Below are 26,222 nucleotides of genomic sequence, written 5' to 3'. Positions count from 1 at the left end.
GCACTTGAAGCGCGAAGCCGTAGCTAACACCATAACCTGCCCGAGGGCCGCGCTATCGCAACGTGGCCACGCGAATGTTGTTTGTGCTGCCGATCTGGCCGAACGGAACGCCGGACAAGACCACCATCTTTTCACCAGTCTCTGGCGGTAATAGCCGCCGACATTCAGCCTTGGCTGTTTCGACCATGCTGTCGTAATCGACGGCGGAGGATTCCAAGACAGATCGCGCGCCCCAAACCAACGCCATTCGACGCGCCACGCAACGGTCCCGGGTCATGACCACAAGGGGCAGTTTCGGGCGGCGCGCGGACACCCGCAGCCCCGTCAAACCGCTCATGGAATAGGCCGTGATGCAAGCGGCGTTCAAAGCACAGGCCAGTGTTGCGCCTGTGTCGGCAATCGCGTCGGCATCGCTTAGGCAGGCTTCGCGCGATGATGACATGGCCGCCGCGTAGAAACTATGCCCCTCGGTCGAGCGAATGATCCGGTCCATCACTTCGACGGCTTCTGTCGGGAAATCACCCGTGGCGCTTTCCGCCGATAACATCACCGCGTCCGCGCCGTCGTAGATGGCCGTCGCGACGTCAGAGGCTTCAGCGCGGGTCGGGGTTGGCGAAGCGACCATGGACTCCAGCATCTGCGTCGCAACAATCACCGGACGGCAGGTGCGCCGGCACAGGGTGATGATTTCCTTTTGGCGGGCGGGCACATCCTCGGGCGGGATTTCAACCCCAAGATCACCCCGCGCAATCATGATCGCGTCGGATTTATCAACGATTGCTTCGATATCCTCCAGCGCGGAGGGCTTTTCTATTTTCGAGATCAGGCCTGCGCGGCCATCAATGATCGCAGTGATTTCGTCAAGGTCTGTGGCCCGTTGCACAAAAGACAGCGCGACCCAGTCGACCCCGTTTTTCAGCCCGAAGTGAAGATCTTTACGGTCCTTCTCAGTCAGCACCGGCAGATCAAGCATGCAATCGGGCAGGTTCACGCCCTTACGGTCACTTACCTTACCGCCCTCAAGGACTTCGGCCTCGATCTGGCCCGTTTGCTTGCCCGTCACTTTCAGGCGGACCCGACCATCGTCGATGAAAAGGCGGTGGCCCAGCTCGATGGCTTCGAAGATTTCGGGGTGCGGCAGCGGCAGGCAGGTGTCATCCTCGACCGTGTCCGAGGGAAGGAAGCACACCTTTTCATGGCGGTCCAGATTGCGTGATCCGCCTATTATACGACCAAGCCTGATCTTCGGTCCCTGCAAGTCCTGCAAAATGCCGATGGGGGCGCCGACGTCTTGTTCAAGTTTGCGAATGGCAGAGATTGTTAGGGCATGGATGTCGTGTTCGCCGTGGCTAAAATTCAAGCGGAAGGTATCAACGCCCGCGTTGAACAGGTTTCGCAGCATGAAGGGCGACGCGCTTGCGGGGCCTACTGTTGCAACGATTTTGGCGCGTCTATCGCGGATCATGTGGTATCCTTCGGGTCGGTTCGTGCGGGCCTGTCAGCGGACAAGCACAGCGCGAAAATCATTTACATTGGTGAGGGTCGGGCCTGTCTTGATCAGGTCGCCCGTGGCGTCGAAAAGACTGTAGCTGTCGTGTCGCGCCAGGTGGTGCTTAGGGCTCATGCCAACCCGTTGGGCCCGGGCCAGCGTATCCGGCCCGATGATGGCACCAGCTGCGTCTTCAGTGCCGTCGATGCCGTCGGTGTCTGCCGCAAGCGCATGAATGTTGGCGCGCCCGTTCAGCGCGACCGCGAGGCTGAGAAGAAATTCGGTGTTGCGTCCCCCTCGACCGGGCTTTGTACCGCCGATTGAAACGGTCGTTTCGCCGCCCGACAGCAAAACAGCCGGGGGGGATGAGGGTGCTTTTTGACGTGCGACCCATGTCGCCATCCCCGACATTGCAATGCCCAATTCACGCGCCTCGCCTTCAAGGGCGTCGCCAAGGATAGTCGGCGTCAGACCAGCCTCGCGGGCGACACTGGCTGCGGCCTCAAGTGACAGCTGGGGCGTGGCGATAAGCCGGTAATCCACATCAAAGGGGGGCTGCTCTTTTGTGGGCGCCAGAAGGATACTGCGCGCGGCGTGGGGCAGATCGGTGCCAAGGCGGTCGACGAGAGGGCTAAGATCTTCGCCCGCGGTCGGGTCCGGAACCGTGGGTCCCGATGCGATTGCGGCGGGATCGTCGCCCGGGACATCCGAGATTGCTAAAGTAACCAATTTGGCTGGATGCACCGCACGGGCAAGCCCTCCGCCTTTAATCAGTGAAAGCCTGCGTCGGACTTTGTTCATATCCTCAATCGTCAGGCCCGACGACAGTAGCATTTTGTTGACGATGATCTTTTCGTCTAAGGTCAGCGGGGCAACCGGCATTGGTATCAGCGAGGACCCACCACCTGATATCAACGCGATCACAAGGTCGCCTTCACCAGCGGCGGCGGCTGTTTGCATGATTTCGCGCGCGGCGTTCAACCCTGCGGTATCGGGAACTGGATGCGATGCTTCACGCACCGCTATGCGTGATGTGGGGACAGAATGTCCGTAGCGCGTCACAACCACGCCCGAAAGATCGACATCGGGCCAAGCTGTTTCGAGCGCTGCGGCCATCGCTGCAGCGGATTTACCCGCCCCGACGACGATACAGCGGCCTGTCGGCTTCTCTGGGAGGTGAGATGCCAGAACAGTCGTCGGATCGGCAGCCTCAATGGCAGCCGTCATCATTCGGCGCAAAAGCGCCGCTGCATCGTCGTCGTTCATGGGTCAGCCCTCAGATGTTTTCGCCGCGGATCGCTTCGCAGACCGCATCGGTGACATCCTGCGTATTCGCCGTGCCACCCACGTCTGGGGTCATGATGCCGTCGGCGCAGACCTTTTCCACCGCCCGCATCAGGCGTTCTGCAGCCGCGCTTTCACCCAGATGTTCCAGCATCTGGCTGGCGGTCCAGAATGTCGCGACTGGGTTAGCGATGCCTTTGCCCGTGATATCAAACGCCGAGCCGTGGATCGGTTCAAACATCGAAGGAAAGCGGCGTTCGGGGTCGATGTTGGCTGTTGGCGCAACACCGAGCGAGCCGGCCAAAGCACCGGCCAGATCCGACAGGATATCGGCGTGCAGGTTGGTGGCAACAATTGTATCGAGTGATTTGGGGTCTTTGACCATGCGCACGGTCATCGCGTCGACCAGCATCTTGTCCCATTCCACGTCGGGAAAATCCTTGGACACTTCCAGCGCGATCTCGTCCCACATAACCATGCCATGGCGCTGCGCGTTGGATTTTGTCACGACCGTCAGGAACTTGCGGGGGCGAGATTGCGCAAGCTTGAACGCATAGCGCATGATCCGTTCAACCCCGACGCGGGTAAAGATGGACACTTCGGTGGCGACCTCTTCAGGCATGCCTTTATGCGCGCGGCCACCCACACCGGAATATTCACCTTCGGAGTTTTCGCGAACAATGACCCAATCCAGATCACCAGGGCCCACCCCTTCAAGGGGGGCGGAAATGCCCGGCAGAATGCGGGTGGGGCGCACGTTGGCGTATTGATCGAACCCTTGGCAGATCGGAAGGCGAAGCCCCCAGAGTGTCAGGTGGTCCGGCACATCAGGCGCGCCAACCGCGCCGAAAAAGATCGCGTCGAATTTTTTCAACTGCTCGGTCCCGTCTTCGGGCATCAAGGCGCCAGTGCGTTTGTAGCGCTCAGAACTCCAGTCAAATTCAGTGACGTCAAACTCAAAACCACCGTCACGACGCGCCAACGCCTCAAGCGCTTGGTGACCTGCCGCAATAACTTCGGGCCCGATGCCATCAGCAGGAATTGAGGCGATTTTGTATGTTTTCATAGCATTCTTCCGATCTAATAAGGTCTGCGTGACATTGGATTGACGTTTGAAGAAGAAAGCCACACGGTCCGTGTTGCTTTCGATCCGTGAATGTCCCTCCGGCACTTGTTGTGAAGCTACCCCTCATAATTCATTGCGCTCAATCGGCACAGGATTATATACTGAAGTGAAATAGTCTTGTTGGGATTTCGCCTTGGACATTACGCAGATCAAAAGTTTTCTTGCCGTGGCCGAAACCCTTCATTTTGGCAGGGCGGCGCAATCGCTGAATATTTTACCGGCCTCTTTAGGGCGTCAGATCCGCCTGCTTGAAGAAAAACTTGAGACCCGCCTGTTCGTGCGCACGACGCGGTCTGTATCCCTGACGGAAGCCGGTAACAGTATTTTGGAAGACGCCAGAGCTTTGGTCGCGCAAGCCGAACGTCTTGAGGCTAAAATCAGGGATGTCAGAAAGTCCGAAACGCCTGTTCTTAGGGTTGGCGCAATCGACAGTGCGGCGGCAGGACTGATGCCGCAGTTGCTTATGATGGTTCGTAAGGACCTACCGGATCTTGAAGTCCAGTTGTTCGAGCAAAAGACAATCCACCTTTTGCCAAAGCTTTTGAGTGGGTCTATTGATATTGCGTTTTGTCGCCCGCCTGACGTGCGTGACAACAGGCTCAATTTTAGGACATTGTTTTTCGAGACGGCGGTCGTTGCCTTGCCGGAAGCGCACCGTTTGGCGGCGAACAGCTCTATCGCGATCTCTGACCTCGCTGATGAGCCACTTATTGTGCCGGATCGCCGGTCACGACCCCACTCACACGACCTGACGATCAAGCTGTTCGTTGATGTGGGTCTGACCGCGCGTATCGCGCAGATCGCCGAGGAAAAACAAACGATCGTGAATCTGGTCGCAGCAGGCACAGGTCTTGCGATCGTGCCGCGATGGACCTCGCGGTTTCAGGTGCCTGGCGTGGCCTTTGTTCCATTGTCGATCCCACAAGGCACAACCCGTTCAAAATTGATTCTGGCTGCGGCATGGACCCGTGGCACCCGCGACGAACGACGGGATGCGTTTTTATCTGTTCTTGAGAAGAACCTGCCCGAATTGGAACGCACAGCTTAATTATATCGATTTAGAATATAAATTCTGGCGTGTAGCGATGTGCCGTGGTTCTTCCCATCATGCTACCAGATGCCTTCCGTTTCCGGAGGCGCATTGGAGGACATACCTTGGAGGAGGAAAATTCATGAAATTTGCAACTTTCACCGCAGCTGCCCTGTGTGCTGCCATCGCGCTTCCCGTATCCGCGCAGGATCGTGATGGATGGCCGAACAGCCTGACAATCGGCACAGGTAGCCAAGGCGGCACATACTTTACCTATGGCAGCGGTTTCGGCGCCATGATCAGCGAAGCGCTGGACCTGAACGCCGGCGTTGAAATCACCGGTGGCCCTGTTCAGAACGTTACGCTAGTTGAGACAGGCGAGCACCAGATGGGGTTCGTAACCCTCGGGCCCGCTGACGAAGCCCGCCGTGGCGAAAGCCCGCTGATGCCAGGCGTGCCACATGAAAACGTACGTGCGCTGTTCCCGATGTACCAGACACCGCTGCAGGCGGCTGTCCTTTCCAGCTCTGACATCATGAACTTCCAAGACATGGCAGGCATGCGTGTTGGTGTTGGCCCTGCTGGCGGCACATCTGCAACCTACTGGACACGCTTCTTTGAAAACGCCGAAGGCTACGATGGCGTGAACATTTCCAACGCAGGTGGTTCGGATACAGCCGGTCAGCTAAAAGACGGCCTGATTGATGCCTTCGTATATGCTGCAGGTCTTCCAACGGGTGCCTATGCACAGCTGGCTGTCGAAAACGACGTGCGCTTCATCTCTATGGATGAGGAAACGCTGGACCAGATGATGGAAATCGTGCCGGCTATGGCACCGTTCACCATCCCTGCTGACACCTATGAGGATCAGCCAGAGGATCTCCAGACTGTATCCTTGTGGAACTTCGCTATCGCCCATCAGGACATGCCTGAAAGCCTGGCCTATGAGATCACAGCACTGGCCATGGAAAATCACGAGCGCATGGTTCAGAACCACGCCGCCGCCCGTGAGACACTGGCAGAAAACGTTGTGAAGAACGCGGTTGTTCCCTTCCATCCCGGTGCTGTGCGCTGGTTCGAAGAGAACGGCTACGAGATCTCTGACGATCTGAAATAAGCGGATTACAATCTGTTTTGACGCGGGCGGTTGAACTTGTTCCCGCCCGCGTTTTTCTTTCACCTTCTTTTTCGGGCAGTCTAAAAAATGAAAAACCCCCAAGACACCGCCATCCGGACCAGCGTTGACCCCACTCTGTCTGTCATTGAGCAGGAGACCGCTAAGGCGAATGTCGATGAAGAGGCCCTGACCAGCAACCAAAGGGACCTTCAAGGAACGCGCAACATAATCGTCGCGGCCCTGTGCGTCGCCTATTCGGTCTTTCACCTCTTGGTCATGAACGTCTACCCGCTTGAGACTTGGGCCTACCGCCTCAGCCACGTGGGCGGCGGTCTGTTTCTTGGGTTCTTGTTGTTCGGTGCGACAACACTGTCCGGTTCCACTGCTCAAAAGGAGCGCAACCCTCTCTCGCTTGGCGTTTTGGCTCTGGCGGCCGCGGGTATTCTTTACGGTGCCGTTGCCGTGGCTGCGATCTGGATCAATGGCCGTGTCATGGGCAACGCCCTTCCGCCAGCTTGGGCGATGTCGACATTCGGCATTCCGCTGGCCTTGGGGTCTGCTTTGGCAGTATTCCATGGATGGTTTTTCCCGCAGCGGGATCGGCGCCAGTTCGCACTCGCTGACATCCTTTTGGCCGTCGCCGCCGTTGTCGCTACTGCCTACCTGATCTTCTTTGCCCGTCAACTTCAGCTACGCGCCGGTATGCCTATGGCCCTGCCTGGCGATATGTGGGCGGCTGTAACCGGCGTGATCCTGATCATTGAGTTGACACGACGTTTGGCCGGTATGGCATTGGTCATCATTGCCGGCGTCTTCGTGGCCTATGCCTTCCTTGGCCCGTGGTTGCCCGGCATCTTTGAGCACCGTGGCTACGACGCCAAACGCTTCTTTTCCTATATCTACACCGACAATGGGATCCTCGGCGCGCCGATTGCGATTTCGTCGACCTATATCATCCTGTTCGTGATCTTTGCGGCCTTCCTGCAAACCACCCGTGTTGGTGAATACTTCGTCAACCTCGCCTTTGCAGCTGCCGGTCACAAACGCGGCGGCCCTGCCAAAGTGGCGATCTTTGCATCCGGCCTGATGGGCATGATCAACGGCACATCCGCGGGCAACGTAGTGGCCACCGGATCCCTGACGATCCCGATGATGAAAAAGGTCGGCTACAAGCCCCAGACCGCCGCGTCAGTCGAGGCTGCGGCCTCGACAGGTGGGCAAATCATGCCGCCGATCATGGGCGCAGGTGCGTTCATAATGGCTGAAATCACCGGGATTTCGTACATGGCGATCGTCTCTGCCGCGATCATCCCCGCCGCGCTTTATTTCATCTCGGTTTACTTCATGATCGATCTGGCCGCGCAAAAGGCGAACCTGAAAGGCCTGCCGCGGGACCAACTGCCAAAGTTCGGCGTGCTGGTGCGTCAAATCTATCTGCTGACGCCGATCATCGTTCTGATTTCAGCACTCTTTGCGGGCTATTCCGTCATTCGCTGCGGCACACTCGCGATGATGACAGCGGCGGTTGTGTCGTGGCTGACACCGCATAAAATGGGGCCAAAGCAGCTTTTCCACGCGCTAGACAATGGTGCGCGGATGGTTCTGCAGCTGGTCGCGGTTTGCGCGACGGCAGGTATCATCGTCGGGGTTATCGCACTGACAGGGATTGGGTCGCGATTCTCCACTGTCTTGTTGACGCTTGCGGATCAAAGCCAGCTTCTGGCGCTGTTCTTTGCGATGGTGGTCTCCATCGTGTTGGGGATGGGGATGCCAACTACAGCCGCCTACGCTGTTGCGGCCAGTGTCATCGCACCGGGTGTGGTAAACCTTGGCGTCGAACCGCTGATCGCGCACCTGTTCATCTTCTACTTTGCAGTCATGTCAGCCATCACACCGCCTGTGGCTTTGGCGGCCTATGCGGGATCCGCGCTGGCTGGGTCAGACCCTGTCAAAACCAGTGTTGAAAGCTTCAAGATCGGTCTTGCGGCCTTCGTAGTGCCCTACATGTTCTTTTATTCTCCGGCGATGCTGCTGCAGGGCAGCTGGATTGAAATCATCCACATCGCGATTACGGCTGTGATTGGTGTCTATCTGCTCTCGTGCGCCGTGCAGGGGTGGCTGGTGGGGCACGCCAGTGCCGCTGTCCGCGCCCTTGTGCTGGTCGCAGGGCTGTTCATGATCGCGGGCGGATGGGCGACAGACGCCATTGGCTTGGGCCTCGCAATCCTGCTGGTTGTCTACCAGAAGCGCGGTGCGGCCTTAAACGCGGCAACGTGATGATGAAAGATGACGGAGGCAGCCAGCAGGGCAACTGCGGCTGCCTCTATTTGTGAACGGCCATGGCTCTGGCAACCTTAGGGGGCAAGTCTGGGCGACGAAACCGCCGCGGCCTAACTTGCATCATCGTCTCCATCACCGCGTGATTGAGCTGCCGGTACCGCCACCTTCGGCGGGCAGACCATAGCAACAGTCCATTCGCCGCGTCGCAGCGAATGCCCGCTTCCCGCCCTTGCCGCATTCCACTGCACATGATCGAATAGATTCCAAAGGTTTGGCATCGCCAGTGTCAGGAGGCAGGTTTCCCGTTCGCCTTGGCTGGCGCTGATGATCTGCCGCCAATGCTTCTCAGCTGGCGTCTTCGCCAGTGTGAAACCACGTACGGTCTGCTTCGAACGCGCAGGGAACATTAACCCAGCAGTTGTTGGTGCAGGTGGACGATAGAAATCGTCATCAGAAAATGAAGTCATGTTTCTTGCCAAGGCAGCCGGTTCTCCCGACGCCCACAGCACTCCTTTATGCGTCCGGTGAACCCCACTGATATCTGTTGCAGCGCGGCAGAAAGAGCGGGCCTTCAGGCCTGATGCCGCGAAACCGAGAACCAGATGACCGGGTTGCGGGACGGAGAGGACCTCTTAACTAAAGTGAGCCGCACTTCTTCAACGTCACCGACCGCTTCAAGAAAAACTTGAATGAATACTTGAGATTGAACGACCAGAGGGGTCGGAACTGAATTTGCTGCCAAGCCACTTGTGAGATCGGTTGGTTGCATTACCACCGAATTTCGCACTTGGTGCGCATTCCGCCGCAGATGTACTGCTAAACAGGCTAGAAAAGATGTTCCGATAAAGCAAAGCCTCTTTGCTTCGGGGAGTATTCAGCTTGTACCGGTGGGCCGCATCGGTCAACTGCCGGTCCGAAACACTGGCCTCTGCATAGCTCCTGAGACTACCAATCCAAGAGTAACCAACCCCATCTGACGACTGCTCCTTTTGTCGCCAGAGTACTTGATCAGGCAGGTAACCTCTAAACGCATTCCTGAGAATGAATTTCTCCATTTTGTCCTTGCTAGGCAGTTTCAACCGAGGATCGACAGTCATTGCATAGTCGAGAAATGCTTTGTCCAAAAACGGGACTCGCGGCTCAACGCCCCAGGACAACATGGTCTTGTTGGCCCTCATGCAATCATAGAGATGCATCATGCCCAACTTATCTACGCATTCTTTGTGTAGTTCTAAAGCAGATGGAGCATAGTGAAAATACAGATACCCGCCAAAAACCTCATCCGCTCCATCGCCTGTCAAAACCACCTTTGTCCCGTCACCTCGAATCCGGCGCGCAATTAAGTACATCGGCACCGATGCCCTAACAGACGTAACATCATAAGATTCCAAATGGTATATAGTGCTTTCTAGGGCGTCGATTCCTTCTTCCGGATCAAAGATGTACTCAAAATGACTTGTGCCCAAAAATTCGGCTACATCACGCGCCGCTTCAAGGTCTGGTGAACCATCTAATCCGACTGAATAAGATTTTAGCTTGCCCAATCCGAGTTTTTTACTTTCCTTTACTGCAATACTCGCAATAAGAGATGAGTCCAAGCCGCCTGACAACAGCAGGCCGACGGGCACATCAGACATGAGGTGGGCACGAACGCTCGCAGTCAATGCATCATTGATTCCCTCTACATGAGCGAAGTGCTCTGCATCTTCTTGTTTGCGCCAATCGGGATCATAGTACTGAACCGGCTCCGGGGTGGCGTGTGTCAGGTAATGACCAGGAGGAAAGACGGCAAACCAATCACAAACTCGCTCAAGCGACTTCAATTCGGAGGAAACGTACAGGCGGCCCGATGCGTCGTATCCATAGTACAAGGAAAGAATGCCTATGTGATCTCGTGCTACACAATACTCACGTTTCTCATCGTTAACATATGCGAACGCAAACATTCCTTCCAATTGGTTGATCGCGTCGGGTCCCAAAACTTCTAACAAGCCAAGTATCGCTTCGCAATCAGAACTAGTAGCGTAACTGAAGCCAGCAGTTCTTTCGCGAATTCGTTCGTGATTATAAATTTCTGCGTTTGCAACTACTGCGGATCGATCGGTCGGGCTACGTAATGGTTGCCCACCAGAAAAGACATCAACAACTGAAATTCGATTATGAACCAGGATCGATCTCGGGTACTCTACAATCCCCGAGGCATCTGGACCTCTGTGTGACATCAGGTTGGATTGTCGCACAGCTACCTTTCGAGCGTCATCAGGCAATCGATCATGGGAGAGTATCGCGAATATTGAGCACATCGTTAAGCATTCCTCGGAGAATTTTTCTGGATAAGGAGTCTGACGGGCCGGGTCATCAGGAAAAGTATGCTGGCCACGAAAAGTGCAATTGCGGCGTAGAGCGCAACGGAGCGAAATGCGGAGACTACCTCCGGATCGAATGAAGTAGAGCTTGGGGGGACAACCAGTGGTCCTATCAGGTAGGCCAAGGGTACTAACAACCAGCTTGAAGTTCGTTCGAGCCCGGCGGCAACACCTTGATCTTGCTTCGGTATGTTCGCTAACCATGCAACCTGCGCAGATATAAGCGACGTTGGCATGATGAAGTATCCGAAACAGAGCGCGGCCGCATAGACATAGAGGTTAGTAGTCTGCGATTGCATCGCAAACAGCATTGCGCCGGCAGCTTCAATCGAAATAAAGATAAAAATTGCGAAAGAAACGGACCATCGTGGAGTCAGTCGCGTCGCAAGGAGACCTCCCATCACTGCCGAAACATTTGCAATCATGAAAGCAGTCGCCAATAGTTGCTCCGTCATGATTGACAAGGCTACCGGAGTAAGTGCGAGAATTGACAATTCTACGCAAGCGGTCGAAACCGCTAAGTATGGAGCAAAGACCCGCAGCAAGCTATCGCGTCGAATTAACCCGAACATCTCCCGAATGGGAGTTGGAGCAAGGGCTTTATTGGCTTCTTTGGGAGTCGCCATTGTTTCTGACTTGCCAATCTCCGTCCTGAAGGCGACTATGACACAGATTGCAACGCTGAATAACAACGCCTGAGTGATGGCAAGACCCCATAAGCCGATCGGAAATAGAAGAACTATTAGTAGTGGGGCAACTATTCGACCGGCCTGCTCGGCGATCTGAACCTTCGAGAGTACCGAGCCAATTTGTTCGACTTTCGAGCTTGTCAACCTAGCAGAACTCATAGCGACCACACTTAGGGTGGACATGAAGAGCGCACTGGCCAGCGTCAAACTAAGAGTCAGAAATGCCCAAACTGAGCTGCTGCCAAGAGTCAGCGCTAGGATCGAAACGCCCATAGCCAGAAGCGAGATAATCAAACTACTTTGTGTGCGACCAATGCGATCTGAGATATTTCCTGCGAAGGGACCAAAACACGCAATCACGAAGGAGGCTACAAAGCCATTGGCAATGTAGGGTACAATCGACTCCGCCTCCCTCAAAAGTAGCAGGCCCGCTCCAAACACGGAGAGATTAAAGGACGCAGTTCCAAGAAACTGGAGGCTTGCCGCAAATAGGAGTACTTTATTGATATTCAATCTAATTATAGCCTTTTCACTGCGAATAGACTATGCCGATCACGTCATCAAGAACCTCTTGATGAACGGAAAATCCAGCGGAAGTCCACAAATTACAAAATTCACCGATTTTTATGGTATGCTCTCGATGCCCAAAGTTCTTGGAGCTTCTCGTTTGCGTTGTTGGGTCTAACGAAAACGTTTGATACATTGCCTCCCTAAATTCATCTTCGCTAACTTCCTGTTGAAAGCAATCCAGTTGGTCTGCGACTACGATCCTCCCTTGAGGATGAAGTATCCGTTTCACTTCAGCAATCGCTAGCTGTTTCTCACTGTTATCCATGTGATGCATGACCATGCTTGACAACACGCAATCAACAGAACCCGTTTCGATCGGCAGTGAAGTAAACTGACCGACATGGGCTTCGAAATTGCTAAACCCATGATCTTTCATGCGACTTTTCGCAATTTCTGCCATTTCAGGCGAGATGTCGACCCCGACCAAGTCACGAGCAGCCTTGAAATGTTGCGCGCCCTCGGTAAATAGTCTCGCGGTTCCCATGCCAATATCTACAAATATTTCGTCAGATTTAGGTTTGGCAATTTCAATAATCCGCTGAATTACCTTGCGTCGTACTGGTGCCAACTCAAACTGCTTCTCAAATACCTGAGCACGATTATCCCAATAGCTTCTAGCATTTAACGATAAACTTGTCATAGCTGAATTGGCCCTTCTTTATATTCAAACTGACGTTAATTGGAGATATTCTCTGTGTGGCCAGTAGATATTCCAAGTACAAGCTCTCGCGACAACCCGTCTGTATTGTGAGCTAGATCCGCCAGTACAGTTCGAATCTCTTGCGTACAGGCAAGATCATAGCTTCGCACAACATCAGGTACGTAGGTTTCATCAAAAATCTGTTCAGCGTCATCCCTCTGCAAACCCGCAAATAGCATCTCTTTGACCAATGACTTCTTGTCGGGCCTTAAGTAGGCGGCAGTAAAGCTCTCAAGGTTCGAAAGGAAAAACTCTTTTGTATCAATATCTATTTGTGGCCAAATCTGCTCTAAAAGTTGACGGTAGAATATATGATGACGATACTCGTCACTGGAGTGATCTGACATCAATTTCCTTATGCCTTCATCGACTCCAGAATAGGATCGGGCTTCATTTAGGGTACTCGTAATCAACATCTCTGAGATGATTACAAAAAACAACTTCGCGTACTCCCTCCGTAGCTGCGAATCCAAACCAGAAACCAAGGCATTTGTTCGCCTTAGAAATGCGGGTTGAGGCAGCTCAAAGCAGTTATTCAGACCTAACCGTATTCTGACGTTCTGAGCCATCTGAAATGAGAAAAGTGAGTGGTAGGCTTCGTCGACGTAGATGCGATGAGCGTCCAGCTGAGCTTCGTCGTCAAGCACAAACGGAAACAACCCTAGAGCCACCTTTGCAGTCGCATCATTCACAACAACCATTTCCAGTTTCGTGGTGAAGTCAAGGAACCGCAGCAGTTCTAGATTACAAATCACTGACCTAAGGTGCTCGTACTTCCTGCCAAATAGGGGGTGATTTGTTATCGGAACAAGCTCGGAGGGGAAGAGAGTTTCGCTATCGCCAAGCTGTCTTTGAGGCGCCGAGCGGACGCTTGCCCTACTATCCCAATTCCTAAATGGCGAGGCATAGTTGCGCTTGATGCTTTCGCAAGATATCGCCGACTTCTTGCAAGATTCGGCCAATTCACAGCCGACAAAAAACCCCGCCAGTCCACACATTACTCAACATCTCCGGCAACCGCCAGATCTTCAAGTGTCTGGGCGCTTAGCTGGCCGCAACCACCGCCCACGTCAGTACCACTACTGACCATCTTATATACTTCGTAACCGCGTTCGGTTAGCATGTCCTCAAAAATTTCGAAACGCTCTGGTTTTGCTGGAACATATCTGAAATTGCTAACTAAGTTCCATTCACTCAGTTGGACTCTAAAGTCGTTAGGGTTGAGCGCATTGGCTAAATTCACGGCATCGCCATCCGCATCATTCAAGTTATCAAAAAGTAGGTAGTTTGCTGTAACAGTACGGCCCAGCTTTTCGGCAACGTAGGAGGCTGCGTCAACGGTCTCAGCGATTGGCCACTTCCTATTTACAGGGACCAAGAGGGATCGAGTGGCATTGTCGGAGGCGTGCATTGACAAATAGAGTTCGCCAACCGCAGTGTCCGGCAGCAACTTCATCTTGGGCACGATGCCAGACGTAGTTAGTGAGACTAAGTCTGTCAGATTCTCCGTTATCATCCTGTCAGATGACTCCTCGACTCCTTCAAAGTTATGCAACGGCTCGCCCATACCAGCATAGTCTATCTCGTCAATTCGACTTAATCCTTTGTCTTCAAATAGCCCGTAGACCTGTTGCACTATTTCTTCTGATGAAAGGTTTCGGAGCACTTTCTGTTTTCCGGTTTCGCAGAAAGGGCAACCAACATTGCATCCAACCTGACTGGATAAGCAATAGATTCCTTTGTCGTCCAGCTCAAAGTAGATGCTTTCAACGAACTTCCCATCTTCCAGCTCCCAAAGATACTTTGTGCTTCCATCTGCTGAACAACTTATTTTTGCAGGCTTGATCATAATTTGATTCCTAACAACATTTGGAGAAAAAAAGTGATGCACCGCGCAACGTAACGATATTCTGGTCCGACCAATATCAACCAGAGCGAGCGATTTGCAACCGTAAATGGCTTGTTACTGGCGTTAAACCGCCTAAAAGTTGTTTTTGGCGAGACACTCCTATTCGCAAGAGGTTTTCCATGGCTGCTTTGAACCGGCTGGGTGGTGCATGCATGGTGCCTGTTCGTTGAAGGCGCTGTGGCGTGACGTTTACTGCCTCTGTTATGCTGCTTGTGCAGCATATCGCCAAGGCGTGAGCTCGTCGAGGCGGGTGATCTTGTGGTCTGCGATTTGAGCGAGAACCCAAGTCAGCCATGCCTGCGGATCTACGTTGTTCAGCTTGGCAGTTTCGATCAGGGTGTAAGCAATTGCCATGGCTTTGCCACCTCCTTGCGAGCCTGCGAACATCCAATTTTTGCGGCCAATGGCCACCGGCTTGACCGCCCGCTTGCTTCATGAGCACAGTGGCAAACAATGCAGGCAAAATGACCATATCTGCTCCCAAAGCCGCACCCGAGGCCGCGCAAATCATGCCAAACCGCCATGCGGCTCCAACAGGCAGACTAGCCGCACCTGCACAAGTCCGCACTGTCCGCATCTTACCGGTTCATGCGCCGTGCAGCGAAAGTCAGTTCATCCTAGACCAGCCGTTCGTGGTCTGCGCAGCTTATGACCGCGAAGAGCCCATCTTGCATTTATTCCGCAACGCAGCGAAGGTCTGCTAATGTTTCCTTGAACTCAAGGCCCTTTCAACTTCTCAAATTACGCGAGCTCAATGCCCCGACCCAACCTGCCGAAATCGATCCGATCAATTTTGAGTGTTTTGAGAGATAAGCCTCGTTCTCAACCTGTGGTCCCACTGGTGGAACTACTTGCTGGACCGCCCGATGGGTTTCGCAGCAACATCGGTAGTCCGTATCTGAACCAGTTGCTTGTAGAAAAAAGCGCGAGCGGAGCGTTAATTGTGGGCGATGAAAATATTTATGATCATCACCCCGAACTGGCCCGATCCATTTTGCGGCGGCCCAAAGCTGAACAAGGTGATATGCTGGCAAGGATTGCCGTTGCGATGCACAAAAGTGGGGTTCATTGCGCAATCGTACATCATAACTTTGAACAATATCATGTTGATGCGGAACGGCTACACTGCATGGCCAAGGAGATTGCGCAAGAGAACGTGGCGGTCATGTCCAGTTCCGATGCGGCACTCGTCCTTGAGTTCATGTGTGATCCTAATGGTAACATCGAACGCGACCGCACCCATGATGGAGATCGCGCCTCTGTGGGTATACATCCCCAATGGGAGGCAAAAAGTTTGCGATTTTGGCCGGTGGCTGTACTTAACGCCGTCTTGAACAACGACGAGGCGCAATATGACCCCGCGTTTTTGTCTGTTTTGGAAGGACTGATACGGAAATGGAGGTCGCTGGAGAGCAAGGAAGGGCATCTTGTGTATGAGATGCTGCCATTGATTGTCCGCCTTAACCCGGATCTCCAAGAACCTGTACAGACCTACAAAAAACACCTTCAAGACAAGCGGGCTGAAAAGGAAAATGCGGCTCAAGATTTACATGAAGAGAGAATGAAAGACCCCGTTTATGCTGAGTGGAAACGCACCCCATCACAACAGGAGATCGATGAAGCGCTGGCAAAGGCACGTCATCCCGGCCTCGTCTTGGTAAAAACTGATCGACCAGATGAGGTGGGTTGTCCCGGGTCGTGGTTGGGAGGTGCTGCCAACTTACCACCTGAAATAGACTGGCCATGTTTCGACTATGAGGTCGAGGAGGAAATCGAAGATGAAGATGGTGAGGTCTACGCCGATTTTGTCACCAAGAAGATACCAAAGCACCTGCTTGCCCAGATCGATTTGGCGACCTTGCCGCGCATTGACGGCAGCATTGATCTGCCCGAGTGGGGCACCCTTTTCTTCTTTTTTGAACCATTCGCAGACAATGAAATTGCGTTCAACCGCAAGTCGCTGGCGATGAACTGCGTTATCTATTCTTCTGCCGATGTCTCTGAGTTTGCGCTGCGGCAACGTCCAAACGTACCTTACCCGGAAACGCTGGAAGAAGGTTCGCCGTTCTTCGGTCACCCCCTTGAAGGATATACACGCCGCCCCTTCGAGTATCTCTCATTTGACGGCTACAGATCGACAACCAAGTCGAAAAATGGCACTATAGAGACAGCAATCGTCAAAGCATATCTGGACAGTATGGAACATGTCCGCGCGCAGCTTTCGCACCGACAATTCACCCGGACCCAGACGGGGACATCACAGGAAATCAATGAGGCTCAAGTCTACTTCGCCAGAAACCCCGCCAACGCGTACTACTATAAAACGCATCATATGTTCGGCGGCCAAACTCAAATAGAACCAGAAGGAAATCTCATCCGGCTTTTGGCCATTCAGACCGACCCTGACCTTGGTTTCGAATTCTATGGTGATTGGGTGGTGTTCTGGATCGAAAAGGATGACCTGACGAACCGCCGTTTTGAAAAGGCCTTTATAACAGCGGAACGGGCTTAGTTTTGCAACGCAACCAGCTTAGTCTTCATTTGATTCTAGCTCCCAAAGAAATTCGAATACAGACACAATCTCACTGAAAGAAAAGATAGCTCATTTTTTGCAAGCGGACATTCAGATGGATGTTTTCAATGGCAAGTTTGTCCGCATCTTACCGGTTCATGCGCCGTGCAGCGAAAGTCAGTTCATCCTAGACCAGCCGTTCGTGGTCTGCGCAGCTTATGACCGCGAAGAGCCCATTTTACCGAATGCTACACGCTGCACGAATGTCGGCTCTGGCAGAGCCGATATAAGTGACCACTTGACTGCGGGACGACCTCCGCTTAGTGAGCAGAAAGGCCGTAGACGCCTGCCTCCCGCTGACATTTGTCTTGGTTAAGTTCTGCGACGTAAATCTCTATCTAACTCTTTCCGCATATCGCGCGGATGGTAATGCGGGTCCCATCTTAAGCAGCGTGATTTGGCTAGAGAGATATGGGATATGACTGATACCCCCACCAATAGGTTTACCGATGGGCCACTAAGCTCCATTTACCTGAAAACCGCACTCCCGATCATTTTTGTGATGGGGATGAACGGATTGCTGTCCGTGGCAGATGCGCTGTTCCTGGGCATTTACGTGGGATCGGATGCGCTTGCCGCCGTCACGCTGATGTTCCCGATCTATATGTTGATCGTAGCGCTTTCCACGCTTGTCGCGAATGGCATGTCGAGCCTTTTGGCGCGGTCTCTTGGCGCAGGTGATATTGATGACGCCCGGACGATCTTTGCAGGCGCGCACGGCTTGGCCGTCGCATTAGGTGCAATCCTGATTCTGTTGTTCACCTTCTTTGGTCAACCCGTTGCACTATTGGCGGCAGGAGGGTCCGAGACACTGGCGCAGATGGGACTGGTCTATTTGCAGATCACGGTGTTCTTTTCACCGTTGCTTTTCGTGCTGTCAGTCAATTCTGATGCATTGCGCAACGAAGGGCGCGTGGGTTTCATGGCCGCGATGAGCCTGCTGGTGTCGATTGCAAACATTGGCTTCAATTACACCCTGATCGCCATTCTGGACATGGGCGTCGCGGGATCAGCTTTTGGTACTGCAGCGGCGCAAGCGCTTGCCTTTGCCATCATCTGTGCGTTCCGTGCTCTTGGCGAAACAACACTCCGACCCGCAACGCTGTTGTCCCATTCGATGCGCAAAAAATGGGGTCGCATCCTCGCGTTGGGAGCCCCTCAAAGCTTGAATTTTGTCGGATTGGCGCTTGGATCAGCTGCGATTATCGCTGCTTTGCAATGGGTCGGGCGACCGGGCTACGCAGATACAATTACAGCTTACGGAATTATCACACGAGTTATCACCTTTGCGTTTCTCCCGCTCTTAGGGTTGTCCTTCGCAATGCAAACGATCACGGGTAACAACTATGGCGCTGAACTGTGGCGAAGGTCGGATTCAAGCCTGCGTGTGGCGCTTTGGGTGGCCTTTGTCTATTGCGCGGTTGTGCAAGCCATTGTGATGAGCGCGCCCGGCCAAATTGCCAGCGCGTTTGTGGATGACATGGCGGTCATTGTGGAGGTCGAGCGCATTTTGCCGATCATGACCTCTGTATTCTTTTTGATAGGGCCGTTGATGATGATTGCGACTTACTTTCAAGCGATTGGGTTAGCAGGCAAAGCTGCATTGCTCGGCCTGACCAAACCATATGCCATTGCGATCCCGTTGACGTTTTTGATGCCTGTTTTATTTGGAGAGATCGGCATCTGGTACGCAGGTCCAGTGGCTGAAGTGATCATGTTAGGTGTCACCGCATTTGTTCTCTGGCAAGCCGCACAAAAGACCGGATTGAAATGGGGCATTTTCCACGGTGGGACTGGAGAAGTGCCATGAACAACCAACTTCCTTCAAAGACGCAGGCAAAGGACCAAGCGAAACGCCTACGCAAGAAAATGACTGAGGATGGTACGCCGATTGGCCATGCCAAGTCCCTTGAACTCATCGCCCATCAACACGGGTTCCGCGATTGGAACACGATGTTCGCAGCCATCGGAAACGGGCCGCCCGAAGGTTGGGCCGTAGGTGAAAAGGTCAACGGCAACTACTTGTCCCAGCCGTTTGAGGCAACGGTGATTTCTATTTCGATGGTCAAACCCGGATGGTTCCGATTAGGGCTGGACTTGGACAAGGCCGTCGACGTGGTCACGTCTGAACAGTTTTCTAACTTGCGCAAACGTATTCGCGGTATCGTCGGTCCAAAAGGGCAGTCGCTAGAAAAGACAAGTGACGGTGAACCTCACCTTCATATTGAACTATAGTGACTGCAAGAGATTTTTTAATCAAGAAGCGGCCATTGGTTTGTTTAAAGCCAAAGGCCGCTTCGTCCGCGTTGCGGTCATCTGGGCTTCCTGAAATGCTGCGGTATCGTCCTACGTCCGCTATGCGGGTTGCGACCCCAGCATTGGGCGGTGAGGTGAATGGCAGCAATGGGCCGTCCGTGTCGTAGATCGCGCTCCAGACAGGCAAAATGCTGCGACCGATCTAATGGCGGCAGAGAGCCCAAACTTCCGGATTGCTGTATTGCGGCTAAAGCCAGATTTCAAAAAATGAGAGTTCGAAGCTCTGTCCATTCGGCCCTTTTGCGCATGTGGTTTTGCGGGTAAGCCTAAGCGATCGTGCCGCCGATGAGTGGCTATTGGAGTTCAGCGTCTTCAGGCTGGTTTGGCGGAGAAGAAAAAGAGAGAAATCTAATGGTATGGGCAGTTTTTAAACCGGTCACTCTAGGCATGTTTTTTCCGGCTGGCGATTACGTTGGGTTTAACGAGGGATTGGACGCCTATTTTAGCGCCGAGAGGCGGGAAGCGGAGGTTAAGTCCTTGGGGATGGAGGACGAATTTAAAGAATTGCAGGCCATGGGGATAGAAAATAGTTTTATAAAGTCCCTCGTCATAAAGAAATGGGAAAGAAACCTCGGCCCACTAAAAGATGTGGAGTGCCCGAAGGTGCTCAAACTAACCAGAACCCCCCCTAAACTCGGGGCAATGTTTATATTTGGTTTTCCTATCGTTTCTGCAACTATAAAAGATGCTATCGAAACCCTTGAGCCGGGCGTGCATCAGTTTTGGCCGATGAAAATTGAGTTGCCACGCAACAAGACCTGGTCAGAGCAATATTACGGCATGCGCATTGGGACATTTCTGGACAGTTTCCGGCCAGAGCAGAGCAGAGCGCAGTCGTTCATACCGGATGTCGGAGACTTTAGAGCTATTGAGTCGTCCGATCATGTTAAGGAACTAGCTTTTTCTAAAGAAGCGTTTGCGGGAAAACATGTCTGGCGCGAGGTTAAGCTGACAAAGCCGCAGATCTGCATGTCTGACGCACTAATGGCGGCGCTGGCGGAGCAGAATCTATCTTTGCCAACACACTTTCTTGCAAAAGAGGTGTGATGGAGGGCTGGTCTACCTATCCTAAAGCGGACTTCTCGTTTCAGGACCCCAATATCCGCTTCGTCCGCACAGCCGACCTTTGCGTTCGGTGCAGCGAATGGCCGGAGTGAGCGCAAAGCGTCAAACGCTGCGAAAGCTCGGAATGTCCGTTTGCGTCGGGCCGCAGTGCCAAATCACTTCAGAAATGGTCTGGGACATGGCCTGATGCGCCTTATCACAGCTCATGCGCATAGCGCTTCTGCTTGGTCAGGAGCTTCGCAAGCTCTTTCGCATGAGCAGATTTGCGATGCGATATCCCGGTTCTGCGTGCCCCTGCATCTGCATCGGACAGAGACAGCAATGCGATATCATCTCGCGCCTCCCCATGTGATGCGGGCACGAACGCAACGCCCAAGCCTGCCGCGACCAAATCGAGCAATTGCTGGTCATTTGTCGCCTGCGCCACCGAGGCGACCATGGACGGGGCAAGCTCCATCCTGTCTGCATGTGGGCAATACGGGCGGTGGATGAGCGGTTGCGTGCGCAGGTCTTCGATCCGCATCTTCCGGGATGCCGCCAGCGGATGGTGCCGGGCGACTGCCACTTTGAAGGGGTCTTCCGCCATGAGGATGAAGGAATGTGTTTCAGGTATGCATGCGTCTGAAACATAGGCGAGGTCGCTTGCCCGCGCATCGTCGGTAAAAGCGAATTGCAGGCCTTTGAACCGGCGGCGCAGGCTGTTCAGATCAGGTGCAATGTGGCGCATCAGCATGTCCGGCGCACAATAGATCCGAACCATCTGCAACGGTTCGTCGAGAAGGCGTGTTTCCAACGCAACAAGGTGGGTCACGGAATCAATCACGTCGTGATAAAGACGCGCAGCAAGCGGATAGGGCTTCAGGCCTGTCTTGGACCGTCTGAACAAGGGCGTGCCAAGCCGATCTTCCAGTTTCTGGATCGCGGCCGAAACGGTCGGCTGGCTGACACCGTTCACATGGGCGGCCTGGCTGAATGTGCCGGTCTCGAAGGCGCTGGTGAAATAGCGCAGGGTGTTTAGATCTATCATAGTTTTTAGCTATACCAAGAATAGATAGTATCGCAATTTCCTTTTTCCGTTGGTGCCGTCAATGATCCCAGGATCAACCATATAGGGACCAAAGAAAATGCACCTGAAACCTGTGGCAACCGAAGACACCGTGATCGGACAAGTGCTGACAAAATTCGCGGCTGGAGATCCGTCGCTCTTCGAACTGATCGCCGAGGATATAGATTTTCGCATCGATCATTTCCGCGATGAGGCCGACACAAGCTGGCAGCAGGCGGATAGTCGGAACAGTCTAGCCCAGGTGATCGGCCGCCTGGGGCAAGAGGTGTTTCCGAAAGGGACGGAGGCTCTTGCGATCAACTGTTTCGAGCTTGGGGCCGGCTGGATTCTGACGTGTTTCAACCAACGGTTCTTTTACGGCCTACTCCAGAAGGATGTCACAAGTCTCACCTACATCGTCTCACACGAGGCAGACGGTCAGATGGACTACTTTCGCGAGAACGTGACCGATATCGTTGATCGGCATGAGACTGCGTAGGCCGACCAACGGCCTGTCGCCGGACGCACTTCGCGACGCGCAATGAGATCACGGGAGCGGACCTTCAAACACTGTTCCCGGAGGTCCGCTCTGTCCGCACTGTTCCCGTTCGTGCCTTATGCAGCGAACGGTGATGTTTCCTAAACCGGCTATCCCCAACGATCAACCAGCCCTGAGACCATCACAGCTTTTCGCCGACGACCAATTGGTGAAATTGAGAGCCTATTTTCTGCAACCCAGTCGTGCAGCGCGTCTTTATCTCTGACAGCGATTGGCAAAGAGACATCGCCTTCGATTGCGGTCAAGAAATCTAACTCTGTAGAACGGATCATCAGAATTTGATTCCTGAAATCGGTCGGTTTCGCTTGCATTGTTTTCTCCAACCGCACCTGCTCAGCTCGACCCGGCCTTATCTATGTGACGGCATCATGTGGCGATGCTTGTGCTGTGAGGGCCCTAAACCAGACTGGTTACGCAAACCTGTTGCGGAGCCATAGAGTTTTACAACATGAATTTGCAACCGCTGGAAGCGGCCTACACGCCTTTGTTGTTCAAAGGAAATTTTCTATAGTCATCTCCTCGAGTTGCCACAATAACGGCGCAACGGTTGGAGGCGAGTAGCCTACCACGTGGGCAATTTTCAAACGACGGAACGCACGACTGTAAACTGGGATAATTCCTAAGAAAGATGACACGAATCGATTTTTGTGTATCCTTGTCTTCATTAATGGGCTTCTGGATAGTCGTATTGTGTTAGTTTCTGCGCCAATTTTTTCAAAGCACTGACGTTAGCAACGTTCAAGACCAACTCATCGGTTTTCAGGGGTTGATCGAATACCGAACATCGGGTGAAGCTTTGATTTTTGCCATCTAGAAATGATGGCTATGTCTATTTTGTGGTGAAATAATGTCGTATATTTCTTTGATTTTGGTCACTGGTACGCTTCTTGGACCGGCATCGGTCAAAACTGATGGTTGTGACTTGCGAGTGACGAACGTAGATGGGGCACCTCTCTACTGTTGTACGCTTTCTAATGGTCAGCGATGCTGTGCTCAGGGGCTCACTGATAGCGGGAAGGTGTTGGGATGCGACTGCAGTTAGCAGCGGCGTTCTTAGGTATCAGTAACCTATTCGGTTCTGCGGTTACAGCTGACGGGACATATTTTGATGGCTGGATTGTTGACGGAGAATTCCCCAGCGATCCCCGCTTCCCCGGCACTCCCGCGGTTTGGTTTGAAGTGTATGGCGATCAGAGCCCGAACCGAATTGACCCGCCTTTGGGGAGAGGTTCTCCTGATGTCGAAAGAGACAACTCTACGTACGTTTTCGAATCTGAACCAATTTTTGGAAATCTAGCGCGGACTTATGCATTCTTCAAAATCGATGTTCCCGGATATACGCTTGCAGAGGCTCCAGAAACTGACGTTGCCGTGCGCCGGATCCCTGAAGACGTATCCGACACGAACGGTCTTGTACCTGTCCAGTTCGAATTAGTTCGGAGATCCGTTATCGCAGACGCAAGCCGTCAAGAGGCGACCAGAGCTCTAGATATAGAGAACCCTGGACCATCTGATTTTGAACGAGCAGACACAAGCGCCCGGACAGCAGTGCAGATTAATCCAACTTTAGATAATGTCCTGAATTTATTTGACATCCTTCGAAAAGCAAATCGTTCAGGGTATACTGAGCTCATCGCAGATTTTCATACAACTGAAGCTCTTGAAAGTCTTCCCGGGTACGAAAACTTTGACTTCAACGATCAATGGCGCTTACGGCGAGAGTTGCTCAATACACTCGCTCGAATGCCAAATCTAGATAGTTCGCTGGGTTTCGGTGGATCGGTACGTGATGCCGCGATAGCGGTTGGGGAGGAGATGATCGACGAGTTGTCGGAGGGCGCAGACTATCGAGAATTACCCGTCATAGAAGTTTTCCGTACGCTTTCAAATTTGCATTCAACTGACGGCGATTGCCCATCTTTAATTGAAAATAGTGCTCGAGCCCTTGAACTGTCAGACGAAGCTGCGATGAGGTGGGGGTCCCGCCGTTTGTTTTTACTTGAGTGGGCAGATTGTCTTTTGATCAGGAGCGGAATCGGAGACGGAAGATCTGAAGAGAATTTTTTGTCGGACGCGTCTAACTCACCAGTATTGTCAACTGAATGGGCTCGCTTTGAAGCCATAGCTGCCAATTTTGAGGCGAGTTTTGCATTTCCCTCCTCTGACTCAGATACCCGACTTCTGTCAAATTACGAACGTGCCCAATCGATTTCAGATCGGAGAATTGACCCATGACTAAGAAAATCGCTGCATCTAACGCAGGGCTTGACCAACACACCAAGCGTTTTGTGATCTATGTTACCGTTATTGTAACATCAATTATCGCATTGGCAGTCATTCTTGTGGTAGCCCTCTTACCCATTTTCTGGCCAACAAAGGAGCTGCCGCAAACCTTAACGAACTGGGGTGGTCTGATAATTGGATTCTACTTTGGCTCATTCGTTACACTTCTCAAAGATTGGTCGCGCGAGAGTGTTGAGATAGTTGAGGCTACTTCGAAATCCGGGACGGAATAGGATTGATGGCCTTTGGTTCACGGGTAGCCCTTTCGATGGGAAGTATATGGTTGCTGTCGAGCAGTGTCCTCGGGCAGGAACTGGTGGTTCCTTACGAACGTAATTATCCGCCCTTTTCGATGTCGACACCGACAGGAGAGCATGATGGTTTCAATGTTGCGGTCGCACGCTCATTGGCGGAAGTGGCAGGAATTGAGATTAGGTTTGAACCAGTAGGCTTCTTTGAGATTTCCGATGGAGACTGGCCGAGTGAGTGGGCTTTTACCGTTGCGTCTATTTCCTACTTACCAACCCGCGATGGGCTTTATACGTATTTGGGAGAGTACCTTTCGGATGAAGTCGTTGTTGTAGCTCGTACTCCAGGTGAAGGTGCTGCGGTTCCGTCAATAGATGGAAGCAAGATCGGTGTATGCCGTACTTGTTCATACAAGAATTACCTCGAGGGCAGTTTCGAGTTGACTGATAGCGACCAGCAAGTTCAACCGCCATTTCTAGACATTGAGATTGACGACAGCTTTGCTAGTGAAACGGCAATGATTGAAGCCCTGAGTACAGAAGGCGATCGGCCTTTTGATTTCGTCGTGGTAAGCCGCTTCTTCGCAGAATTTCTGTTCATTCGCGCCGGTTATCCGATCGAGGTAGTCAGCGAACCACTCTATCGGGATCCTTTGTGGGTAGTAGCGTCAAACAATCACTCTGAACTGCATGAACCTCTAAGTTTGGCATTGGAGCAACTTTGTCAGGATGGCACGCTGTCAGATTTGTCTCAGCAATATCTTGGAAATGATTTTACGAATTGTTCGAATTGATCACCAGTCATGGAGAATGCTGGATAAGACTTGTATGGAGGTGACCTTGGTTGTTGAGTAGACAAACAACTCACGCGCTTGCCGATTGAGATCCTAGGTTGCCAGAAAACCCTGCCCTCTATGGAGGGCAGGTGGTGCGAACAGGAAATTCTTGATTGAGGTCAGAAATGCTTGACGTTTGGGTCAGAATTGAATGACGCGAAATGGCGGTTTTCTGAGGTTTTCGAAATCGATTGAGTCAAAGGTCTCTGACGTTCCACACCCTTTATAAAACGCCAAGCAGTTTTGACCTTTCCGTCAAGACTTTGACCCAAAGTGTTTTATCTTGCCTCCAGACCATCGGTTACCCCCCCTTCATTGGTGCAGGTTTCTGTAAGAACCGCTGTAAGCGGGTCGTCCTGAAACCTTGCCACGTGGCGAACGCGGATGGGGGCGAGGCAATGCTATTCGACGGAAGTGGTGCGGCCCGCAGCGAAGCGAGGACACGGTTCTGTCTAATAGGGTTGCCCGAGGGGGAAGGCCGCGCCTTGACCTCCTTGAGAAAATTGCATCGATCGGCGGTGCGTGCCCAAGGGATATGAAACGTTGGGCCGTGCGTACAGTTGATAGAAACCGGTTTGAGGTTTGCGGCCAAAGAGCGACTAAGACGTCATTGGTTCGTTCGCGCCTGCGTGTTTGTCCGCGATGTCTGATAGAAGATCATCAAAGTAGCGGCAGATATGGTGTCTTCCGTCGGATCGTATGGCATTTTTGGTCGATCCGGACATGTCCGGTGCACAA

General features: G+C 52.9%; 23 protein-coding genes and 2 pseudogenes. 13 read left to right on the top strand and 12 right to left on the bottom strand.

From position 1 onward, the window contains the following. Positions 1-52: 52 nt before the first annotated feature. From pyk to CYQ09_RS10945, 3 genes are read right to left on the bottom strand one after another with little or no spacing between them, the layout of a single operon-like run. Positions 53-1,465 carry a pyruvate kinase gene (gene pyk / locus CYQ09_RS10955; protein WP_106745397.1) on the bottom strand — a complete coding sequence of 471 codons (1,413 nt, stop codon included), beginning with the start codon at positions 1,463-1,465 and terminating at the stop codon, positions 53-55. A gap of 33 nt (positions 1,466-1,498) precedes the next feature. Continuing rightward, on the bottom strand, positions 1,499-2,755 hold the full coding sequence (locus CYQ09_RS10950) for a glycerate kinase type-2 family protein (RefSeq protein ID WP_106745396.1): 1,257 nt from the start codon (positions 2,753-2,755) through the stop codon (positions 1,499-1,501). A gap of 10 nt (positions 2,756-2,765) precedes the next feature. Beyond that, positions 2,766-3,839, bottom strand: coding sequence for a tartrate dehydrogenase (locus tag CYQ09_RS10945; protein WP_106745395.1), 1,074 nt, complete (start codon positions 3,837-3,839; stop codon positions 2,766-2,768). Positions 3,840-4,032: 193 nt separating this feature from the next. On the opposite strand from CYQ09_RS10945, the gene CYQ09_RS10940 reads away from it, so the two are divergent. The 3 genes from CYQ09_RS10940 (at position 4,033) to CYQ09_RS10930 (ending at position 8,323) form a co-directional block, all read left to right on the top strand. After that, the gene (locus CYQ09_RS10940) at positions 4,033-4,947 is read left to right on the top strand and encodes a LysR family transcriptional regulator (protein ID WP_106745394.1); all 915 of its coding nucleotides are present in this window, start codon (positions 4,033-4,035) and stop codon (positions 4,945-4,947) included. A gap of 124 nt (positions 4,948-5,071) precedes the next feature. Then, on the top strand, positions 5,072-6,046 hold the full coding sequence (locus CYQ09_RS10935) for a TAXI family TRAP transporter solute-binding subunit (RefSeq protein WP_106745393.1): 975 nt from the start codon (positions 5,072-5,074) through the stop codon (positions 6,044-6,046). An 87-nt stretch (positions 6,047-6,133) separates the two neighbouring features. Further along, the gene (locus CYQ09_RS10930) at positions 6,134-8,323 is read left to right on the top strand and encodes a TRAP transporter permease (protein ID WP_106745392.1); all 2,190 of its coding nucleotides are present in this window, start codon (positions 6,134-6,136) and stop codon (positions 8,321-8,323) included. 113 nt (positions 8,324-8,436) lie between these two features. On the opposite strand, the gene CYQ09_RS10925 is transcribed toward CYQ09_RS10930, so the two are convergent. From CYQ09_RS10925 to CYQ09_RS10895, 7 genes and pseudogenes are all read right to left on the bottom strand, one after another. Then, positions 8,437-8,793, bottom strand: coding sequence for a hypothetical protein (locus CYQ09_RS10925; protein WP_106745391.1), 357 nt, complete (start codon positions 8,791-8,793; stop codon positions 8,437-8,439). A 207-nt stretch (positions 8,794-9,000) separates the two neighbouring features. Then, positions 9,001-10,629 (bottom strand): asparagine synthase B, encoded by a 1,629-nt coding sequence (asnB, locus tag CYQ09_RS10920; protein ID WP_106745390.1) that lies wholly within the window; start codon positions 10,627-10,629, stop codon positions 9,001-9,003. Positions 10,630-10,631: 2 nt separating this feature from the next. Beyond that, positions 10,632-11,894, bottom strand: a complete 1,263-nt coding sequence (locus CYQ09_RS10915; protein ID WP_162617642.1) for an MFS transporter — start codon at positions 11,892-11,894, stop codon at positions 10,632-10,634. A gap of 16 nt (positions 11,895-11,910) precedes the next feature. Next, positions 11,911-12,591 (bottom strand): class I SAM-dependent methyltransferase, encoded by a 681-nt coding sequence (locus CYQ09_RS10910; protein WP_106745388.1) that lies wholly within the window; start codon positions 12,589-12,591, stop codon positions 11,911-11,913. Positions 12,592-12,626: 35 nt separating this feature from the next. Further along, a complete protein-coding gene (locus tag CYQ09_RS10905; RefSeq protein WP_106745387.1) occupies positions 12,627-13,649 on the bottom strand; it encodes a diiron oxygenase in 1,023 nt (340 codons plus the stop codon). Beyond that, positions 13,649-14,500: a radical SAM protein gene (locus CYQ09_RS10900; protein WP_106745386.1), complete on the bottom strand. Its 852-nt coding sequence runs from the start codon at positions 14,498-14,500 to the stop codon at positions 13,649-13,651. The genes CYQ09_RS10905 and CYQ09_RS10900 overlap by 1 nt, the downstream gene beginning before the upstream one ends. A gap of 261 nt (positions 14,501-14,761) precedes the next feature. Next, a pseudogene (locus tag CYQ09_RS10895) lies at positions 14,762-14,968 on the bottom strand (transposase domain-containing protein); the annotation flags it as partial. Positions 14,969-15,024: 56 nt separating this feature from the next. Here CYQ09_RS10895 and CYQ09_RS18645 point away from each other — a divergent pair. From CYQ09_RS18645 to CYQ09_RS10870, 5 genes are all read left to right on the top strand, one after another. After that, entirely contained in the window at positions 15,025-15,264 is a 240-nt protein-coding gene (locus CYQ09_RS18645) for a hypothetical protein (protein WP_162617641.1), read from the top strand. A gap of 137 nt (positions 15,265-15,401) precedes the next feature. Continuing rightward, on the top strand, positions 15,402-17,072 hold the full coding sequence (locus CYQ09_RS10885; RefSeq protein WP_162617640.1) for a DUF1963 domain-containing protein: 1,671 nt from the start codon (positions 15,402-15,404) through the stop codon (positions 17,070-17,072). A 478-nt stretch (positions 17,073-17,550) separates the two neighbouring features. Continuing rightward, positions 17,551-18,942 carry an MATE family efflux transporter gene (locus CYQ09_RS10880; RefSeq protein ID WP_106745383.1) on the top strand — a complete coding sequence of 464 codons (1,392 nt, stop codon included), beginning with the start codon at positions 17,551-17,553 and terminating at the stop codon, positions 18,940-18,942. Then, entirely contained in the window at positions 18,939-19,367 is a 429-nt protein-coding gene (locus CYQ09_RS10875; protein WP_106745382.1) for a glyoxalase superfamily protein, read from the top strand. Before CYQ09_RS10880 ends, CYQ09_RS10875 begins: the two co-directional genes overlap by 4 nt. Positions 19,368-19,733: 366 nt before the next feature. Beyond that, positions 19,734-20,495: an imm11 family protein gene (locus CYQ09_RS10870; protein WP_106745381.1), complete on the top strand. Its 762-nt coding sequence runs from the start codon at positions 19,734-19,736 to the stop codon at positions 20,493-20,495. A gap of 214 nt (positions 20,496-20,709) precedes the next feature. Here the strand turns inward: CYQ09_RS10870 and CYQ09_RS10865 are convergent, their stop codons facing one another. Further along, positions 20,710-21,540, bottom strand: a complete 831-nt coding sequence (locus CYQ09_RS10865) for a LysR family transcriptional regulator (protein WP_106745380.1) — start codon at positions 21,538-21,540, stop codon at positions 20,710-20,712. A gap of 97 nt (positions 21,541-21,637) precedes the next feature. Between CYQ09_RS10865 and CYQ09_RS10860 the strand changes: the two genes are divergently transcribed. Continuing rightward, complete coding sequence (locus CYQ09_RS10860) at positions 21,638-22,057, top strand: hypothetical protein (protein WP_106745379.1); 420 nt, start codon at positions 21,638-21,640, stop codon at positions 22,055-22,057. Between the two features lie 149 nt (positions 22,058-22,206). Here CYQ09_RS10860 and CYQ09_RS10855 read toward each other — a convergent pair whose 3' ends face one another. Further along, positions 22,207-22,389, bottom strand: a complete 183-nt coding sequence (locus tag CYQ09_RS10855) for a hypothetical protein (RefSeq protein WP_106745378.1) — start codon at positions 22,387-22,389, stop codon at positions 22,207-22,209. 754 nt (positions 22,390-23,143) lie between these two features. On the opposite strand from CYQ09_RS10855, the gene CYQ09_RS10850 reads away from it, so the two are divergent. The 4 genes and pseudogenes from CYQ09_RS10850 to CYQ09_RS18640 form a co-directional block, all read left to right on the top strand. Beyond that, the gene (locus tag CYQ09_RS10850) at positions 23,144-24,352 is read left to right on the top strand and encodes a hypothetical protein (protein WP_106745377.1); all 1,209 of its coding nucleotides are present in this window, start codon (positions 23,144-23,146) and stop codon (positions 24,350-24,352) included. Then, a complete protein-coding gene (locus CYQ09_RS10845) occupies positions 24,349-24,633 on the top strand; it encodes a hypothetical protein (RefSeq protein ID WP_106745376.1) in 285 nt (94 codons plus the stop codon). The genes CYQ09_RS10850 and CYQ09_RS10845 overlap by 4 nt, the downstream gene beginning before the upstream one ends. Positions 24,634-24,638: 5 nt before the next feature. Beyond that, the gene (locus CYQ09_RS10840) at positions 24,639-25,442 is read left to right on the top strand and encodes a substrate-binding periplasmic protein (protein WP_106745375.1); all 804 of its coding nucleotides are present in this window, start codon (positions 24,639-24,641) and stop codon (positions 25,440-25,442) included. A 406-nt stretch (positions 25,443-25,848) separates the two neighbouring features. After that, a pseudogene (locus tag CYQ09_RS18640) lies at positions 25,849-26,220 on the top strand (TniQ family protein); the annotation flags it as partial. Between the last annotated feature and the right edge of the window lie 2 nt (positions 26,221-26,222).

The sequence above is a fragment of the Yoonia maritima genome, assembly GCF_002933395.1.
In the GTDB taxonomy this organism is placed as follows: domain Bacteria; phylum Pseudomonadota; class Alphaproteobacteria; order Rhodobacterales; family Rhodobacteraceae; genus Yoonia; species Yoonia maritima_A.
The sequence above is the reverse complement of the archived record's forward strand: the minus strand, read 5'-3'. Positions and strand labels throughout refer to the sequence as shown.

Coding starts and splice junctions, on each gene's coding strand:
- pyk (WP_106745397.1), bottom strand. CDS start 1,465: ATGATCCGCGATAGACGCGCCAAAATCGTTGCAACAGTAGGCCCCGCA.
- CYQ09_RS10950 (WP_106745396.1), bottom strand. CDS start 2,755: ATGAACGACGACGATGCAGCGGCGCTTTTGCGCCGAATGATGACGGCT.
- CYQ09_RS10945 (WP_106745395.1), bottom strand. CDS start 3,839: ATGAAAACATACAAAATCGCCTCAATTCCTGCTGATGGCATCGGGCCC.
- CYQ09_RS10935 (WP_106745393.1), top strand. CDS start 5,072: ATGAAATTTGCAACTTTCACCGCAGCTGCCCTGTGTGCTGCCATCGCG.
- CYQ09_RS10930 (WP_106745392.1), top strand. CDS start 6,134: ATGAAAAACCCCCAAGACACCGCCATCCGGACCAGCGTTGACCCCACT.
- CYQ09_RS10925 (WP_106745391.1), bottom strand. CDS start 8,793: ATGACTTCATTTTCTGATGACGATTTCTATCGTCCACCTGCACCAACA.
- asnB (WP_106745390.1), bottom strand. CDS start 10,629: ATGTGCTCAATATTCGCGATACTCTCCCATGATCGATTGCCTGATGAC.
- CYQ09_RS10910 (WP_106745388.1), bottom strand. CDS start 12,591: ATGACAAGTTTATCGTTAAATGCTAGAAGCTATTGGGATAATCGTGCT.
- CYQ09_RS10905 (WP_106745387.1), bottom strand. CDS start 13,649: ATGTGTGGACTGGCGGGGTTTTTTGTCGGCTGTGAATTGGCCGAATCT.
- CYQ09_RS10900 (WP_106745386.1), bottom strand. CDS start 14,500: ATGATCAAGCCTGCAAAAATAAGTTGTTCAGCAGATGGAAGCACAAAG.
- CYQ09_RS18645 (WP_162617641.1), top strand. CDS start 15,025: ATGACCATATCTGCTCCCAAAGCCGCACCCGAGGCCGCGCAAATCATG.
- CYQ09_RS10880 (WP_106745383.1), top strand. CDS start 17,551: ATGACTGATACCCCCACCAATAGGTTTACCGATGGGCCACTAAGCTCC.
- CYQ09_RS10875 (WP_106745382.1), top strand. CDS start 18,939: ATGAACAACCAACTTCCTTCAAAGACGCAGGCAAAGGACCAAGCGAAA.
- CYQ09_RS10870 (WP_106745381.1), top strand. CDS start 19,734: ATGAGTGGCTATTGGAGTTCAGCGTCTTCAGGCTGGTTTGGCGGAGAA.
- CYQ09_RS10865 (WP_106745380.1), bottom strand. CDS start 21,540: ATGATAGATCTAAACACCCTGCGCTATTTCACCAGCGCCTTCGAGACC.
- CYQ09_RS10860 (WP_106745379.1), top strand. CDS start 21,638: ATGCACCTGAAACCTGTGGCAACCGAAGACACCGTGATCGGACAAGTG.
- CYQ09_RS10855 (WP_106745378.1), bottom strand. CDS start 22,389: ATGATCCGTTCTACAGAGTTAGATTTCTTGACCGCAATCGAAGGCGAT.
- CYQ09_RS10850 (WP_106745377.1), top strand. CDS start 23,144: ATGCGACTGCAGTTAGCAGCGGCGTTCTTAGGTATCAGTAACCTATTC.
- CYQ09_RS10845 (WP_106745376.1), top strand. CDS start 24,349: ATGACTAAGAAAATCGCTGCATCTAACGCAGGGCTTGACCAACACACC.
- CYQ09_RS10840 (WP_106745375.1), top strand. CDS start 24,639: ATGGCCTTTGGTTCACGGGTAGCCCTTTCGATGGGAAGTATATGGTTG.